Raw genomic sequence first — 17095 nt, forward strand, 5'->3', positions numbered from 1 at the left:
TGGCGGGATTTTTGATGCGTACCTGGCATGAGCAAAAAACACAGCACTCTTCTTCTCTTTAGCTTCTTTTACATATGGGTAAATGCCCAACAATTCACCATTAAGCCAGGTGAGGTCTACGATTCTATTCCCGTGGTAGGTGCCGGAGAAAGCTACTCCATCTTTCTGCCCAAGGGATTCAAACAGCAGGGCAAATGGCCCATCCTTCTGGTCTACAATCTTCAGGGTAAATCAACAGATCAATTGCGTAAGCTCACCAAACTGGCGGATCGAGAAGGATATATGCTCGCTGCCAGTCATCAAGTCAGTGATAGCTTGAGTATTACGGATAATGTATTGGTAACCGGTCGGATGATTGAGTCCATCAAGGCCCTTTTTCCTATTCATCTCGGACGAGTCTACACCTACGGACGAGGAATTAATGCCCGCTTTGCTAATCTGGTTCCGGTTTTGCTGAAAGATGTGGAGGGGGTGATATCAGATGGGGCCGGACTGGCCAATCAGCAATTGATCAGCACCAAGAATTCTTTCCACTTTGTCGGTATCATCAAACCCACAGACTTTAGCTATCCGATCATGACCTTGGATGTAGAACTTCTGAACCGACTTAAGTTCAGAAATCAACTTCTGCTGGAAGAAATTGTGGATTCTGTGGATCAGGAGAAAGAACACGAAGCCACCCTAGGACGGGCTTTGCGCATGCTTACACTGGCTTCTATGAGGGACCAGTACACTCCCCGAGATACCGCCTATATCAATCAATCCTTTGTGGAGGCTAATGGGCAGGTCCAGCGTCTGTACGCCAAAGGAAAGGCTCAGAGAGCTTTGCAGTGGATTGCGGCCTGGAAGGTGTCTTTCACCGGTTTGAATAAAAATCAGGATTGGTCAGAGCAGGAAAAAGAATGGAAAAAGAGCAAATTATTCCGCTCCCAAAAGCGCGAAGAGCAGGGAGCTTTCTTTAAAGAAGAAATACTCAAGGAGGATTATATCTACTACCTGCAGGAAGACATGGAGGTCACCAATTTCAATAACCTGGGTTGGTGGAATTCGCAATTGGCCGATATTGCCGAATTTCTGAAAAGTAGTAATGTACGCGAACAGGAAATGGGTTATCGTTTAAAGAGCTTTGTGAATGCCCTGCTGGACGATAACCTGGAACTTATGGAGACTGAAAAGAATGCCAAAGAGTTTGACGAAACCCTCTATCTGTGGATGCTAAAAACCTTGACCTTGCCGGATAGTCCAATAGCCTACCTGAAGGTAGCTTCTCTGAGTTCGTACCGTGAAGACTATGGAACGGCTTTATTTTATTTGGAAGAACTACTTAAAACGGGCTATGAAGACCGGGCGAGCTTATACCAGCTGGAGGACACGGCGCTGTTGCGTATTACGCCTGAATTCAATGCTCTAATCGATCGATATTTTGACAAAGGTTCCCGTTATCAGCCAAAATAAAAAAGTCTTACTGCCCGCGGCTTTGCTTGTGGCGGTTTTGCTCCTTAGCGGATGTCAAGAAAAGAAGTACCTGGATAAACGCGAAGAAGGTGCAATCACGCCGGAATTAAAAGAAGCGTATTATTTCCAAGCCGACTTGAACCGCCAATTCAGCGATCCTAAAGATTCGCCCCTAAAAAAGAAAGATCTCAAAAGGTTTGAAGAGCTTTCGTTCTTTCCGCTCAATGCGGCTTATCGGGTCAAAGCTCAGTTTTCGCGCAGTGCCGACAGCACACCTTTTTGGATGCCCACAACCACCGGTCGCAAATCTAGAGAGCGCATTTACGGCATACTGCAATTTGAACTTGACGGACAACAGCATCAGCTACAAGTGTACCAAGAAATTGATACGGCTGGTCAGGCCAGTCAAGGCGACCTTCTTTTTTTGCCTTTTGGGGACGATACCAATGGGCAGGATAGTTACCCTGGGGGACGATATTTGGACCTGAGTATACCTCAAGGGGAGGACGTCCTGCTGGATTTCAATCAAGCTTACAACCCCTATTGCGCATACAATGCCAAATACTCTTGCCCCTTGTTGCCTGCACAGAACAGACTTTCGATTGAGATTCCAGCAGGTGTCAAATACCCCGAGCCCTGGCAGCATAAATAGATAACAAAAAGCCCACTCTTTCAAGTGGACTTTTTTCACTAGTAAACCCTAAAGAATAATTATCATGGTTGGCTTTCGTCCTTTGATTATAAGGATAGGAAGAAAGATAATTTATAAAAGTCGTTAGGAGCAAAACGGCTGTCTTCGTCCGCTAGATTTCCTCCGAAAGAAAAGCGAAGTCCGGCATTTCCTTTTTGAAACTGGATGTATGGTCCTAGCCAAACATAGCCATCTACACGATCGAGCTCACCTCCGCCATTAACTTCTCCACCAGAGAGGTACAATTCTTCGAAGTGACCTCCTACAGAGAAGAAATCAGAGACTTTGTACCCCAAGTTCAGCCAGTAGTGGATGTAGTTGTTTGTTGCATTTCCGGCTGCAGTTTCATCACTCAAGGCTGCATAGTATCCGAAGTATGCCTGACCTTCGAGTTCTTCCGTACCCAGGTTAACGGTTAGGTTAGGAACGATACCATCCCCAATAACACCCGGTTGAGCTGCTCCACTGGACAAGAGGCTACCCATGGTAAAACCCAATTGAGGGTTAATATCGAAGGCTCCTATTGTTTTGTTGTATCCAATACCGAATTCTGTCCACTGACCCCAGGCAGATCCTGTTCCAGCGCCCCACTGAATACCATAAAAAGTCAAAGCCTCGGTTTCGTTCAGCGAATAAGACACAGCCATCATCGGGTTAAAGCCGAAAAAGGCATCGTGGTTGAGGCTAAGCCCCACGCCTACTTTATCGTCAATACCGACTTCTTCTTGTGCGAAACTCTTGCCTGTAATTGCCAATGTGCCTAAAAGGGAGAGCAGGATTATTTTTTTCTTCAACATAATTTCTAAGATTTAAAAAGGATTAATAATTGGTTATAATTCCCATTATATCAGCCCTTTACTGATATTTTCAAGCCTGAGGTCTTGCAATGGAAAGTTCTTTTTGTAGAGGACCACTGGTGTTCCGTGAAGAAGGTGCCTTTCTAAGTCTTTTTTTGTTACTTTGAAGAACGATACCTGTTATCATAATACACGGATTAAACACCTTTTTAAAGGTCTTGATCTACCTGAATGTGTTAAGTAATAAGGTTCTAAAACGGAGTGTTCTGCCAAACGCTCCGTTTATTTTTAGTGCTGATTCATACGGAAATCCGCATAAGCATCCATTCCGTGTTCGTGGATGTCCAGCCCTTCTAATTCTTCTTGCTCGCTTACACGAATTCCAACTGTTTTCTTGAGTGTAAACAAGATGCCAAAGGCAGTGAGGGTGCAAAAGGTAGCTACCGCTCCTGCGCCTGCCAACTGAACCAGAAACTGATCTACACTCGCTTTGGATCCAAATAGCCCCACTGCCAGGGTTCCCCAAATTCCGCAAACAAGGTGAACTGCAATAGCTCCAACTGGATCGTCGAGTTTGAGTTTGTCGATGAGTGCCACCCCAAGAACGATAATTAACCCAGCCAGAAAGCCAATCATTACGGCTTCGTTAGGACTCATCAAATCCGCACCTGCGGTAATGCCCACGAGCCCGCCGAGAATTCCATTGAGAAACATGGTTAGATCGTATTGTTTGTACATGATCGTAGAGAGTAAAAAGGCACTAACTCCGCCGGCTGCTGCGGCCAAAGAAGTGGTGACAAGCACCAAAGAGGTGCCTGCTGGGTCTGCTGACAAGACCGAGCCTCCATTGAAACCAAACCACCCCAACCAGAGAATAAGAACCCCTGCGGCCGCAAGAGGTAAGTTGTGTCCAGGAATAGCCTGGGGCTTGCCGTCTGCACTGAATTTACCAATTCGAGGACCTAAGAGGAAGACTGCGATTAGTGCCGCCCAACCTCCTACAGAGTGAACCAAAGTGGAACCGGCAAAATCGTAAAAACCGGCTGATTCACCATAGCTCATGGTAGACAGAAAACCTTTACCCCATTGCCAGGATCCAACAATTGGGTAAACAAGACCTACATAAATCAAGGTAAAGATCATAAAGGCCCCCAGTTTGATGCGCTCGGCTACAGCACCGGAAACAATGGTCGCTGCCGTAGCGGCAAACATCCCTTGGAATAAAAAGTCGGTCCACCAGGTGTATCCTCCCTCTGCATAGTCGGGAGTCATTCCGTTTTCAGGGGCCGAAATACCCCAACCGGCAAACTTAAAGAAGCCAGCGTCCCCGGTTTCAAATCCTGGATACATCAGGTTAAATCCTCCAATATAATACACAAGAAGGCCAACGCAGATTATAAATACATTTTTGAAAAGAATATTGACGGTATTCTTTTGGCGTGTCAAACCGATTTCCAAAAAGGAGAAACCGAGGTGCATAAAGAAAACCAGTCCTGTACAGACCATCATCCATACATTGTTCACCGTAAAAAGTCCTGTTTCCATCTTCGTTCTTGATTAGTGATTAGTTAATGCCCGCTTTACCGTTTTCACGGGTTCGGATGCGATAGGCCTCTTGGATTTCGGAGACGAAAATCTTTCCGTCCCCCACATTTCCGGTAACCGCGGAATCGAGTATAGCTTCCACGGTTCGGTCCAGAAATTCATCAGAAACGACAATTGAGAGGTAACGGCGTTGGATATCGGAAGTACTGTAGGTGATTCCACGGTAGACGTGGCCTTGGGTCTCGTTTCCAACTCCTGTTACGTCCCAGTAACTGAAGAAGTTCACCTCGATGTTGTGAAGGGCTTTTTTCACATCATCGAATTTCGATTTACGAATGATCGCTTCAACTTTTTTCATAATTATTCCTTGATGGTTTCGCCAAATATAAAGGCGGGATTTCTCGATAACCTAAAGAATTGAAGCTTTGCAGATTATTTTTCTCAAATCCCAAATGGGAAAACCTTTTGGTTAAGGAATCATTAAAATATTTGGAGAAAAATTATCAGGAGGCTGATAAAAATGCAGAGGGTAATCTAAATGCTTAAATGAATTACAACGTTTTCGTAAAAAAGCTGGTAATTATACAATGAGGAATTAGCGGTTACTCAGGGCAAATCCGAGCCATAGAAAGAGGTAGCCAGTGGCAATACTGAGCCCGAGATAGGCCAGAAAAGGCAGCCAAGCTCCCTCACGGAGGAGTTGGTGTTTTTCGAGTACAAAGGTGGAAAAAGTGGTAAAACCTCCGCAAAAGCCAGTGGCAAATAAAAGGGAGTATTCAGGTGGAAAATTAGAGTTTCTAAGACTGTAGCCAGTCAGAAGGCCAAGAATCAAACAGCCCAAAATATTCACAGAGAAGGTTCCCCAGAAAAAAGAAGTAGAGAGAGTATTGAGGTGCTTCGAAAGAAGGAATCTCAAAAGACTCCCCAGACCTCCGCCCACAAAAACAAGTAGTGCTTGCTTCACGGGTCAAATGTAGGAATTAGATGGCTTTCTTGTACTCGGTGGGTGCGTACTTCTGATCGAAAAGGCGCAGGATTGGTGTTTCAGAAATACGTCTAAGTGGACGCTTGAACATATCCAGGGCACCATTAACGCTAAAGATAAGCAGGAGGCATTGATGCCGAGTAGGACCATTAGGATGTAGAGAAATGTTGTCATGTTTTTGTTGATATGCACATACAAAATTACTCCTTTTCCCTTCTCAGCCGCGGGATGACCGGGAATATGTTGCGAAATGCAAGATTCTTGTTGTGAAGTGTAAAATCCTGTTAATTCTTCAATATAAACTTGACAGAAAATAGGAATATCACAAAGATGATGAAGCCGATAAGCACCTTCCAGCTCCCCGGATAGTTTTTTGTGTGCAGGGCCTTGTCTTTTGAATACGAGAAGTAGATCAAACTGGCGAAGCCTAGAAAGAAAAGTCCTGCAAAGACGAGTTGACCAGTAGTGAACATAGGCTTAAGAAGTAACGACTTGTTCCCTCCAGCCATGCGGATCCTCGCTGCGGTTGTACTGGATGTTCATCAACTGATTTTTAAGGCGTAGAGCATAGGAGTCTTTACTGAGTTCTGGAAGTTCGTAGCGTTTGCCTTCATAACTAAATCCGCTGATCGGACTGACCACTGCGGCAGTTCCCGCTCCAAAAAGTTCAGTCATTTCGCCACTGGCTATTCCTTTAACGAGCTCGCTAACGGCAATAGGACGAACTTCGGTTTTAATACCCATGTCCTCTGCCATTTGAAGTAGGCTCTTACGGGTAACTCCGTCCAGGATTCTATCGCTAACAGGGCAAGTGACCAAGGTATCCTTAAGTCGAACAAAGATGTTCATGGTTCCTGCTTCCTCGATGTATTTGTGTTCTGTAGCATCTGTCCAGACCACTTGCTGAAATCCTTCCTGCTTGGCTAATTGGGTTGGGTAAAACTGTCCGGCATAATTTCCAGCGGCTTTGGCGTAACCAAATCCTCCGTTGGCCGCACGACTATAATGCTCTTCGATTTTTACGGAAACAGAACCTGTGAAATAAGACTGTGCAGGTGCACAGATGATCATAAAGGTGAACTCTTCTGCCGCAGAAGCAATGATCCCCGCCTGGGAGGCAATCATAAAGGGTCTTACATACAAGGTGTTCCCAATACCGGGCTTGATCCACTCTTGATCCAGACGTAATAATTCGTGGAGTCCCTCAAAGAAGTATTCCTTTGGAAGAGGAGGCATCGCCATGCGTTCAGCCGACTTATTGATGCGCTCGTAGTTTTGATCGGGTCGAAAAAGCCAAACTCCACCTTCGTCATCCTTGTAGGCCTTCATTCCTTCAAAAATGGCCTGACCGTAATGGAAAACACGGGCAGAAGGTGCGATCTGAAGGGGTTGGTACGGTTGGATTCTCGGGTTCGACCAAGCTCCGTTTTTGTAGTCACAGATGAACATGTGATCCGTGAAAATTTCCCCAAATGGCAATTTGTCAAAATTGACTTGATCTATTTTGCTGCTTTCACACTTAGTGATCTGAAGGGTGGTTGTCTGCACAGAAGTTTATTTTTTTCAAAAATAAGCAAAAAAAATCCATTTTAGGCCATCATAATTACACTATTTATTGAATAAGAACAGATTTACTGACAATACTGTAATTTCTCTTCGACTTCCATGGAAGCTTGCTACCTAAGGCTATAAAGGTACCTATTTTTGCAGCATAAAGGCATGGAGAAAAAGATTGTACAAACCGCCGATGGCAGTAAAACCATTGCTATTCCGAAGTGGAACGAATCCTACCATTCCAAGCATGGGGCTTGGCAGGAATCTCAACATGTATTTATTCAAATGGGTCTTGCTTATACAGGGCTTTCAAGTCTCTCGATTTTTGAAATGGGGTTTGGAACGGGTTTGAATGCCATACAGGCTCTTCTCTATGCCGAAAAACACCAGATCAATATTGATTACCACACCCTAGAGGCCTATCCTTTGGAAGAGGAATTGTGGCAACAAATGGACTATGAAGACTTCTTGCCCAGCCGTCTCATGAAGGACTTTTTTGGACGAATGCACCGGGTAGAGCCGGAGCAGAGCATCCGCTTAGCCGACTTTTTTAGGTTTACCAAGTACCACGCCGATATTCACGAATTTTTACCGCCAACAAATCCCGACCTGGTCTTTTATGATGCCTTTGGCCCTCGGGTACAGCCTGACTTGTGGACCTCGACCATTTTTGAGCGCCTACACAGCATGATGTCGCCAGGAGCGATTTTGACAACCTATTGCGCCAAAGGCGAAGTTCGAAGAACCTTCCAATCTCTTGGTATGGAGGTAGAACGCCTACCTGGCCCTCCCGGAAAACGGGAGATGCTGAGGGCGACCAAGGCCAAATAGCCCCCTCGATTTAGTTTTATCTTTGCATAAAAACGGCATGAAGGTATTGATTACAGGAGCGACCGGGCTCGTGGGTACTGCGCTCAGAAAACACTACGAGGAGAAAGGAATAGAAGTGCATTACCTCACCACCTCAAACAAGAAGATCGGGCAGGGCTATGGATCTGGATTTTTGTGGAATCCGCGCAAAAAAGAAATGGATCTTCAGGCATTTGAAGGTGTGACTCACCTGGTAAATCTGGCAGGGGCCTCTATAGCCCAGCGCTGGACCTCGAAGAACCGCAAGAGTATCCTCAATAGTCGCATAGACAGTCTTTCTACTTTAAATGAGGCTCTGAAGCAGCTGAATTCAAACAAAATCGAGCATTTCTTAACTGCTTCGGCCATTGGGATTTATCCGAATTCGTACAGCACGGAATACCGAGAAGAACACGCCGGAGTGGACAACAGTTTTTTAGGAGAAGTGGTGGAAGCATGGGAAAAAGCGGTGCAACCCTTTGATGCACATGCCTTCCCGGTTTCTATTCTGAGAATCGGGATTGTGCTGGATGCAGAGGAAGGAGCTTTGCCCAAGTTGGTTCAGCCCATCGTTTCTGGTGTAGGAGCTCCCTTAGGAAGTGGCCGTCAATGGCAATCCTGGATCCATATCCAAGATCTGGTTGGCATCATTATCCATGCCCAAAAGCATACACTGTCAGGAGTATACAATGGGGTAGCTCCCCAGCCTGTTCGCCAAAAAGAACTGACTAGAGCCGTGGCCAAGAGCCTGGGTAAAAAAATCTGGCTACCTCCTGTGCCTTCCTTCGTATTGCGGCTCATGCTTGGCGAAATGGCCTATATCGCCTTGGCCAGTCAGCGAGTGAGTGCCGAAAAAATACTGCAGACCGGATACGCTTTTACCTTTGATAAGGTGCAGCCCGCCTTGGACTCTCTCTTGCCCAAGAACTAAGCGAAAATGACATTTTGACATTTTACGACAATTGGCAGTACTTTTGCCCCTTCATCATTCGAATTGCATAAGCATTGACATCACATGAAAGAAACCGAGCATAATAAAGAAGAGCTTAAGGACCAAGAGTTGAACCAGGAAAGCCCGCAGAACGAAGCGGAGGAAGTGGAAGAAACGGCTCCTGTGGAGGAAGATCCGGTAGCAAAATTAGAGGGAGAGCTGGCTCAGGAAAAGGACAAGTTCTTGCGTTTGTTTGCAGAATTCGAGAATTACAAAAAGCGCACCACCAAAGAACGTCTGGAACTTTTTAAAACAGCCGGACAAGAAGTCATGGTGGCCTTATTGCCTGTCATGGATGATTTTGAGCGTGCCCTAGCCGAGATTGATCGGTCAGGGGACACTGAACTGTTGAAAGGGATCGAGCTTATTCAAAACAAACTAAAAGAGACCCTGAAGGCAAAAGGATTGGAGCAAATGGCTGTAGGAGAAGGAGATGCCTTCGATGCAGAAATTCACGAAGCTCTAACCCAAATCCCGGCGCCGGACAAAAAGCTCAAAGGAAAAGTGCTCGACGTGGTCGAAAAGGGATATATCCTGGGCGACAAGATCATACGTCACCCCAAGGTGGTAGTAGGTCAATAATAGGCAAATGATGAAACAGGATTTTTACGATATACTGGGGGTAAGCAAGGATGCTTCGGCAGGCGAAATCAAAAAAGCCTACCGCAAGAAGGCCCTGCAATACCACCCGGACAAAAACCCCGGTGATCAAGAAGCAGAGGCCAAGTTCAAGGAAGCGGCTGAAGCTTACGAAGTACTGAGTGACGCCGATAAAAAGGCCCGCTACGACCGCTACGGACATGCTGCCTTTGAAGGGGGCGGCTTCGGTGGAGGTGGTATGAATATGGACGATATCTTTAGCCAATTCGGAGATATTTTCGGAAGTGCCTTTGGAGGTGGTGGTTTCGGTGGATTCGGTGGCTTTGGTGGCGGACAGCGGCGCGTCAAAGGAAGTAACCTTCGTATTCGTGTAGGGCTGACCCTGGAAGATGTCGCTCATGGAGTAGAAAAGAAAGTCAAGGTACGCCGAAAGGTAAAGGCCGATGGGGTTACCTATAAAACCTGTCCGACCTGCCAGGGTAGTGGTCAGATGACCAAGATAACCAATACCATTTTAGGGCGAATGCAAACAGCGACCACTTGTACTTCTTGTGGTGGAGCTGGCCAAGTTATAGATCATAAACCAGCGGGAGCCGACAACCAAGGGTTGGTTGTGGAGGAAGAGACCGTCTCGATCAAGGTGCCGGCGGGAGTAGAAGAGGGCATGCAGCTCAAGGTAACCGGAAAAGGAAATGAAGCCCCCGGTGATTCCATTCCTGGGGACCTTTTGGTGGCTATCGAATTTAAGGAGCACGATACCTTAAAAAGAGATGGTGACAACCTGCACTACGATTTGTACATCAGTTTATCGGAAGCGGTCCTCGGCGGAGCACGGGAGATCGATACCGTCGATGGCAAGGTGAGAATCAAATTGGAAGAGGGAATTCAATCCGGAAAAATCCTGCGTCTTCGAGGCAAAGGGATCAGTAGTCTCAATGGCTATGGCAAAGGAGATCTCTTGGTTCATGTGAATGTGTGGACGCCCCAAAACCTCAGTCGTGAACAGCGTGAATTTTTCGAGCGCATGCAGGAGGATGATAATTTTGAACCCAAGCCTGAAAAATCCGATAAGTCCTTTTTTGACCGAGTTCGCGATATGTTCTCCTAATCTTCGGAACTGATTAAAATAAAACCGTATATTTGAACTAGTATTGGTATACCAATATTAATTTTCTTTTTCATAGCAATTTTTTTCCCATCCTTGATCTGATTAAGGGTGGGTTTTTGTTTTTAGAGGGGGGTGGCTTCCCTTCTCGGGTTTTCTTTATATTTGGTAAATTTAGAACTATGGACAACATCCTTGTTGTTGATAGGGTTTCGAAGAAATACGGGGATTACACGGCACTCAACCAACTCTCACTCGAAATTCCTAAGCACTGCATATATGGCCTTTTAGGTCCTAACGGAGCGGGAAAAACTACCCTTATTCGGATTATAAATCAAATCACCTATCCAGACACTGGATCTGTTTATTTTGATGGGGAATTACTCGAACCCCAGCACATTGCTCAAATTGGCTATTTGCCCGAAGAAAGAGGGCTCTACAAGAGCATGAAAGTGGGAGAACAGGCTCTTTACTTGGCCCAGTTAAAAGGGCTGAGTAAGACAGAAGCAAAAAAGCGGTTGAAATTCTGGTTTGAACGCCTCGAAATTGGTGATTGGTGGAACAAAAAGATACAGGAGCTTTCTAAAGGGATGGCTCAAAAAATACAGTTCATCGTCACTGTCCTTCACGAACCAAAACTCCTGATTTTTGATGAGCCTTTTAGTGGCTTTGATCCTATCAATGCCAACAAAATAAAGGAAGAAATTATCTACCTCAAGGAGCAAGGCACCTCTATTATTTTTTCGACTCACCGCATGGAATCGGTTGAAGAGCTCTGCGAGTATATCACTTTGCTCAATGAATCCGAAAAAATTCTGGACGGAAAGCTTTCTGACATTAAAAAGGCCTACAAGAACAATACCTATCAGGTGGGGGTGCGTCTCAATGTGGGTGAAGAACAGGCCTTGGCACGATTGCAAGGTCAATTGAAGATTTCCAACAGTGCCTATGACAAACAAGAAAATCTCTTGGATTTTACCTTGAATCTTCCCAGTCCGGATACACACCAGGCCCTTCAAGTAATCAATGGTTTAGGAATGCTCAGTCATTTTGAAGAGACCATTCCCTCAGCGAACGATATTTTTATCAGAACCGTAGAAGAAAAGCAACAGCATGGGTAAACTCGGTCTGATCATCAAAAGAGAATACCTGGCCAAGGTCAGGAACAAGTCCTTTATCATTATGACTTTTCTCAGCCCGGTGCTGATGGTGGCCATGGTGGTACTTATTTCGTTTTTGGCCAAGGTCAATGACAGCGAGAAACGGGTCATTTCGGTCCTTAATGAATCGTCCTACCTGCTGGAGCTTCGAAACCAACCAAAGTATTTCGTATGTGTCTCTGCGTGATATCGATTTGGAGCAGGCCATCGATTCTACAAGATCTTTGGGATTTTATGGGCTCCTGCACATCCCAGATGAACCCAGTTTGGAACAGGCGGCAGACAGCGCTTATTTGTACACCAAAGACAGCCCTGTGAGTTTTGTTCTAGAGCAGCTCGAAGGGGTGTTCGAAAGTGAATTGCGTAAAAAACGCCTACAGGATCTTGGGCTAAGTCGAAGTGAATACTTGCAAGTGGATCGGTCCTTTGAGATTCGGGCATCGACCTTTAGTGGGGAGGCCAACATAAAAGGAGTGAGTGAAATTAAAGCCTTTATCGGAGGAGGATTTGGGTATATGATTATGATGTTCATTATCATATACGGTGGATTTGTCATGCGCTCGGTCATTGAAGAGAAAACCAGCCGCATTATCGAAGTGATCATTTCTTCGGTGAAGCCTTTCCAGCTGATGTTGGGTAAGATTATTGGCACCTCATTGGCAGGGGTTACTCAATTTGCAATTTGGATTGTTTCGGCCAGTATTTTATTGGTTATCGCCTTATTAGTTTTTGGGATAGACCCCAGTATTTTGGTCGACCGCTCTAATATGTCTGCTGTTTCTGCGGGCATGTCATCAGACCTTTCGCCTGAAGTATTTGAGCGGGTTCGCATTATAGGAAAGGAAGTTTTGCGCATTCCTTGGGTCAGCCTGCTTTTCTTTTTCCTCCTGTATTTCGTGTTAGGCTATCTGATTTACAGCTCGATTTATGCGGCTATTGGTGCGGCGGTCGATAACGAAACAGACACCCAGCAGTTTATATTTCCGATTATTTTGCCCTTGATGTTGGCCATTTATGTGGGCTTCTTCTCGGTATTCAGTAATCCTCACGGGCCTATAGCGGTAGGCTTCTCCCTCTTTCCGTTGACTTCGCCGATTGTCATGTTAATGCGACTGCCGGCCGGAATCGGTGAGAACGGCGTCCCGGTTTGGCAATTGGTGGTTTCCATCCTCTTGCTGATCCTGACTTTTTTGGCCATTGTCTGGCTCGCAGCAAAAATTTACCGGGTGGGAATTTTGATGTACGGCAAGAAACCGACCTATAAAGAGTTATGGAAGTGGCTCAAATATTAATTACTTTGACAGTGTAATGGAGGAACTTCGCAGCTTTTTTGAAAGGGACATTTGGGGAAAGATTCAAGAGGTCTTGAATTGGGGCTTTCACTTTAATGTAGGAGAGAAAGAAATTCACCTCACCATTGGCCTAATTCTGTTGGTCATCGCCGTTTATGTCGCCACCCGCATCTTGCTCAAGTGGTTGAGACGATTACTGACTCGGAAGATGAACGAAGAAGACAAACTGAAATTCATCAGCGTCTTCAAATTCACCGATTACATCATTTACCTCACCGTGATCCTCTTAACCTTAAACGCAGCGGGGATTAATGTGACCGTTATTCTTACCGCTTCCGCTGCCTTATTGGTTGGTTTGGGTCTTGCTTTGCAGATTTTATTTCAGGATATCTTGGCAGGTATCCTTATTATCGTAGACAAGAGTGTCAATGTAGGGGATGTGGTGGAAGTGGATGAAAAAGTCGGGAAGGTATTCGAAATCAAACTGCGAACGACTCGTGCCATTACCCGCGACGATAAGGTGGTCATCATTCCCAACCACAAGTTTATTACCGATACTGTTTTTAACTATACCCAAAACCACCGTACCACCAGAGAAAAGATTTCGATAGGTGTTGCTTACGGGAGTGATGTAGAGAAAGTCGAAGAGATTCTGATCTCGGTTGCCGAAGACCAAAGCGGGGTATTGCAAAATCCGGAGCCCTTTGTGCTTTTTGAGGATTTCGGGGATTCTGCCTTGCTCTTCACTTTGCAATTTTATATCAATGATAGTTTTCAGGTTCCTCGCTTAAAGAGCCGTATGCGATTTACGATAAATGAGCGTTTTAATTCGGCGGGTATTCGTATTCCTTTTCCACAAAGAGACGTGCATTTGTTTTCTTCGGAAGGGAATTCATCCAGCCCTTCGAACCCATGAGGAAACCTTTTGCATCCTTGATTTATTTTCGGCCTACCGTTCTGTTCTCTTGCCTTTTATGGGCCATGTCCTCCTGTATGGCTCAAAGTACAGACCTTTTGCGATTGGAGTACCTTCAAATTCCTTCGAATGAAAGTGGGGTACGCACTAGCCGAATCAAGGCACTCGCCAATGTTCCCATTTTTTGGATTCGACCAATGTTCTCTTCGCAGGTTTAGAGTACAACCGATTGCAATTTAATTACGAGAATGAATTGGATTTTTCGACCGCTGCGATCGAAAATTCTCGATTATCGATTTGAATCTGGGCTACCTGACCGATTGGAATGAAAAGTGGAAGTTTATTGGAATTTTGACCCCCAGGGTGGCCTCCAACTTTCAGGAAGGGTTAAAAGCCAGAGATGTCTTTTTGAATGCGACAGCAACGCTGTGGAAAGAACAAAATAAAATAGAGAAGCCTTTTCGGCTTATTCTCGGTTTGACATTCAACAGCACCAGTGGATTGCCGGTACCTTTACCCTTGGTCAACTACACCCGGCGCTTCCGCCCGAATTGGTCCTTTACCTTAGGGGTCCCCAAGATGGAAATACGCCACTGGATACGCCCCCAACAATCCATTTTTGTCGAAACAAAACTGGATGGCTACTTTCTCAATATCCAAAACGATCTGAATCTGGGAAACGGCGATATTGCCTCCCGGAATTCTCTTTCGGCCCTAATTGTGGGAGCCGGCTACGAATACCAGATCGGAGACCGCCTCAAGTTCTACGCCCTTGGAGGGACTACTTTGATCCAGAACGCGATTTTAAGGGACCGCCAACGCAACAATTTACTTACCCTGAACAACCAAATGAGCTTCTACTTTAAAAGTGGTGTTAAGCTCAGCCTTTTTTAATCCAGAAGGAGTTAAATTTGGATTATGTCGAGAATTCTAATTATTGAAGATGAATCCAGTATACGCCGTGTACTGGTCAAAATATTAGGGGAAGAAAACTCCCAGTACAAAGTATTCGAAGCCGAAGATGGAGCGGCTGGTTTGGCTATGGTTAAAAAGGAGGATTTTGATTTGGTTCTCTGTGATATCAAGATGCCTAAAATGGATGGAATTGAGGTTTTGGAAGCCAGCCGTAAGGAAAAGCCTGAAATTCCCTTCATCATGATTTCCGGACACGGAGACCTTGATACGGCGGTGAATGCTATGCGTCTCGGTGCCTTTGACTACATCTCCAAACCCCCAGACCTGAATCGCTTATTGACCACTGTTCGCAATGCTTTGGATCGGAAGGTTTTGGTTCAGGAGAATAAGATCTTGAAGAAAAAGGTCAGTCGCAATTATAAAATGATTGGCGAAAGCCCTGAAATACAACAAATTCAGGGGATAATCGAAAAGGTTGCGCCCACCGATGCCCGGGTATTGATTACCGGTCAAAATGGAACAGGAAAGGAATTGGTTGCCCATTGGTTACACCAAAAGAGCGAGCGTTCTGCCGCTCCCTTGATCGAAGTAAACTGTGCGGCTATACCAGCCGAATTGATTGAAAGTGAGCTTTTTGGTCACGTCAAAGGGGCTTTTACTTCTGCTGTGAAGGACCGAGCGGGTAAGTTCGAAACCGCGCACAAAGGAACCCTCTTTTTGGACGAGGTCGGCGATATGAGTTTGTCGGCTCAGGCCAAGGTGCTTCGAGCTCTGCAGGAGAACCGAATTTCCAGAGTAGGTTCTGATAAGGACATCAAAGTCGATGTTCGGGTCATTGCTGCAACCAATAAAAATTTAAAAGAAGAAATTGCCGAGGGGCGTTTTCGAGAAGACTTGTATCACCGATTGGCGGTCATATTGGTCGAGGTTCCTTCGTTGAATAATCGACGCGATGATATTCCTTTACTTATTGATTTTTTTGCGGATAAAATAGCCTCCGAGCAAGGAACCGCACCGAAGAGCTTTTCAAAGAAGGCGGTAACCCTCTTAAAGGGATACGATTGGACCGGAAATATTCGAGAACTGAGAAACGTAGTAGAACGCTTGATCATCTTGGGAGATCAGGAAATCAGTGAGCAAGACGTAAAAGCTTTTGCAAGCAAATAATGGGCTTTAGGAGGCGGCCCAGAGAACGCTGTGGAATAGCCCTAAAATACCGAGGGCCAGGCCAAGCAGGATGATGGTAATCTTCAGTTTCATTTAGTGGTCATTGGGACGCGCTAAAAATAGAGCCAACATCCTTGAGTGAAGCAAAATAATCGACCAAGTGGTATTTTTTTAGAAGAAAGTCATGAATAACCAGAAGCATACAGAAAACTACTTTTTTTCGGAAGATTCTCGTTTGAAGGACTACCCAACTCGGGTAGATCTCGGTTTGGACAATAAGGGTCTCAAGAAAGAATTGAACCGTCTCAGAGAAGAACTGGCCGCCTTTCAAGATAAACTCTATGCGCACGGGAAGTACGGGGTCTTGGTTTGTTTACAGGGAATGGATACTGCTGGTAAAGACAGTTTGATCCGCGAAGTATTCAAGGAATTTAACGTGAGAGGAGTGGTGGTTCACAGTTTTAAAGTTCCTACTTCTAAAGAACTGAAACACGATTATTTGTGGCGCCATTATGTCGCTCTGCCGGAACGAGGTAAGTTCTCGGTTTTTAACCGGACTCACTACGAAAACGTTCTGGTTACACGGGTGCATCCGGAGTATCTTCTCTACGAAAACCTGCCTCATTTGACGCGAGTAGAACAGGCTGACGAGAAGTTCTGGGCCGATCGCTTTCGACAGATTCGGGATTTTGAGCGACACATCAGTGAGAACGGTGTTAAAATTCTGAAGTTTTACCTGCACTTGTCCAAGGACGAGCAACGCAACCGGCTTTTGAGACGTTTAGAAAAAGAAGAAAAGAACTGGAAGTTTTCTCCGGGAGATTTAAACGAGCGCAAGCTTTGGGAACAGTACGAAAACTGCTATCAAGAAGCGCTGAGTGAAACCAGCACAGAGCAAGCTCCATGGTATTGTATTCCAGCCGATGATAAGAGAACAGCGCGGGTACTGGTCGCTTCGATTCTACAAGAAACCCTGACCGTACTCGATGATGTGCAGTACCCTCAACTGGAAGAGAAAGTTGCCCGGAATATTGAAAATTTTAAAGAAGTACTTAACAACGAAGAATAGACCC

The 17095-nt window shown here is 45.4% G+C and carries 16 protein-coding genes and 1 pseudogene; 12 read left to right on the forward strand and 5 right to left on the reverse strand.

From position 1 onward, the window contains the following. Nucleotides 1-27 precede the first annotated feature (27 nt). Nucleotides 28-1455 carry a hypothetical protein gene (locus BST99_RS01450; RefSeq protein ID WP_105000223.1) on the forward strand — a complete coding sequence of 476 codons (1428 nt, stop codon included), beginning with the start codon at nt 28-30 and terminating at the stop codon, nt 1453-1455. Beyond that, nucleotides 1424-2107: a DUF1684 domain-containing protein gene (locus BST99_RS01455; protein WP_245916152.1), complete on the forward strand. Its 684-nt coding sequence runs from the start codon at nt 1424-1426 to the stop codon at nt 2105-2107. The genes BST99_RS01450 and BST99_RS01455 overlap by 32 nt, the downstream gene beginning before the upstream one ends. Before the next feature lie 86 nt (nt 2108-2193). On the opposite strand, the gene BST99_RS01460 is transcribed toward BST99_RS01455, so the two are convergent. The 5 genes from BST99_RS01460 to BST99_RS01485 all read right to left on the reverse strand — a co-directional run bounded on the left by BST99_RS01460 (nt 2194) and on the right by BST99_RS01485 (nt 7021). Beyond that, the gene (locus BST99_RS01460; RefSeq protein WP_105000224.1) at nt 2194-2943 is read right to left on the reverse strand and encodes a DUF6733 family protein; all 750 of its coding nucleotides are present in this window, start codon (nt 2941-2943) and stop codon (nt 2194-2196) included. Between the two features lie 288 nt (nt 2944-3231). Next, the gene (locus BST99_RS01465) at nt 3232-4488 is read right to left on the reverse strand and encodes an ammonium transporter (protein WP_105000225.1); all 1257 of its coding nucleotides are present in this window, start codon (nt 4486-4488) and stop codon (nt 3232-3234) included. A 19-nt stretch (nt 4489-4507) separates the two neighbouring features. Next, a complete protein-coding gene (locus BST99_RS01470) occupies nt 4508-4846 on the reverse strand; it encodes a P-II family nitrogen regulator (protein ID WP_105000226.1) in 339 nt (112 codons plus the stop codon). Between the two features lie 237 nt (nt 4847-5083). Next, complete coding sequence (gene crcB / locus BST99_RS01475) at nt 5084-5452, reverse strand: fluoride efflux transporter CrcB (RefSeq protein WP_105000227.1); 369 nt, start codon at nt 5450-5452, stop codon at nt 5084-5086. Nucleotides 5453-5950: 498 nt separating this feature from the next. Continuing rightward, a complete protein-coding gene (locus BST99_RS01485; protein ID WP_105000229.1) occupies nt 5951-7021 on the reverse strand; it encodes a branched-chain amino acid aminotransferase in 1071 nt (356 codons plus the stop codon). A 171-nt stretch (nt 7022-7192) separates the two neighbouring features. On the opposite strand from BST99_RS01485, the gene mnmD reads away from it, so the two are divergent. From mnmD to BST99_RS01535, 10 genes and pseudogenes are all read left to right on the forward strand, one after another. Further along, complete coding sequence (gene mnmD, locus BST99_RS01490; RefSeq protein WP_105000230.1) at nt 7193-7858, forward strand: tRNA (5-methylaminomethyl-2-thiouridine)(34)-methyltransferase MnmD; 666 nt, start codon at nt 7193-7195, stop codon at nt 7856-7858. 37 nt (nt 7859-7895) lie between these two features. Next, nucleotides 7896-8807, forward strand: coding sequence for a TIGR01777 family oxidoreductase (locus tag BST99_RS01495; RefSeq protein ID WP_105000231.1), 912 nt, complete (start codon nt 7896-7898; stop codon nt 8805-8807). Nucleotides 8808-8891: 84 nt separating this feature from the next. Next, nucleotides 8892-9449, forward strand: coding sequence for a nucleotide exchange factor GrpE (locus tag BST99_RS01500; RefSeq protein ID WP_105000232.1), 558 nt, complete (start codon nt 8892-8894; stop codon nt 9447-9449). A gap of 10 nt (nt 9450-9459) precedes the next feature. Continuing rightward, a complete protein-coding gene (gene dnaJ / locus BST99_RS01505) occupies nt 9460-10575 on the forward strand; it encodes a molecular chaperone DnaJ (RefSeq protein WP_105002390.1) in 1116 nt (371 codons plus the stop codon). Nucleotides 10576-10754: 179 nt separating this feature from the next. Continuing rightward, the gene (locus BST99_RS01510; RefSeq protein ID WP_181044125.1) at nt 10755-11693 is read left to right on the forward strand and encodes an ABC transporter ATP-binding protein; all 939 of its coding nucleotides are present in this window, start codon (nt 10755-10757) and stop codon (nt 11691-11693) included. Continuing rightward, nucleotides 11686-13024: pseudogene (locus BST99_RS01515) on the forward strand (ABC transporter permease). Before BST99_RS01510 ends, BST99_RS01515 begins: the two are co-directional and overlap by 8 nt. Nucleotides 13025-13040: 16 nt before the next feature. Beyond that, nucleotides 13041-13940 carry a mechanosensitive ion channel family protein gene (locus BST99_RS01520; protein WP_105000233.1) on the forward strand — a complete coding sequence of 300 codons (900 nt, stop codon included), beginning with the start codon at nt 13041-13043 and terminating at the stop codon, nt 13938-13940. A 297-nt stretch (nt 13941-14237) separates the two neighbouring features. After that, nucleotides 14238-14834: a DUF6268 family outer membrane beta-barrel protein gene (locus BST99_RS01525; protein ID WP_105000234.1), complete on the forward strand. Its 597-nt coding sequence runs from the start codon at nt 14238-14240 to the stop codon at nt 14832-14834. 24 nt (nt 14835-14858) lie between these two features. Beyond that, on the forward strand, nt 14859-16022 hold the full coding sequence (locus tag BST99_RS01530; RefSeq protein WP_105000235.1) for a sigma-54-dependent transcriptional regulator: 1164 nt from the start codon (nt 14859-14861) through the stop codon (nt 16020-16022). 184 nt (nt 16023-16206) lie between these two features. Beyond that, nucleotides 16207-17091 (forward strand): PPK2 family polyphosphate kinase, encoded by an 885-nt coding sequence (locus BST99_RS01535; RefSeq protein WP_105000236.1) that lies wholly within the window; start codon nt 16207-16209, stop codon nt 17089-17091. Nucleotides 17092-17095 lie beyond the last annotated feature (4 nt).

Origin of the sequence: Aureicoccus marinus (assembly GCF_002954325.1) — a bacterium.
Classification (GTDB): domain Bacteria; phylum Bacteroidota; class Bacteroidia; order Flavobacteriales; family Flavobacteriaceae; genus Aureicoccus; species Aureicoccus marinus.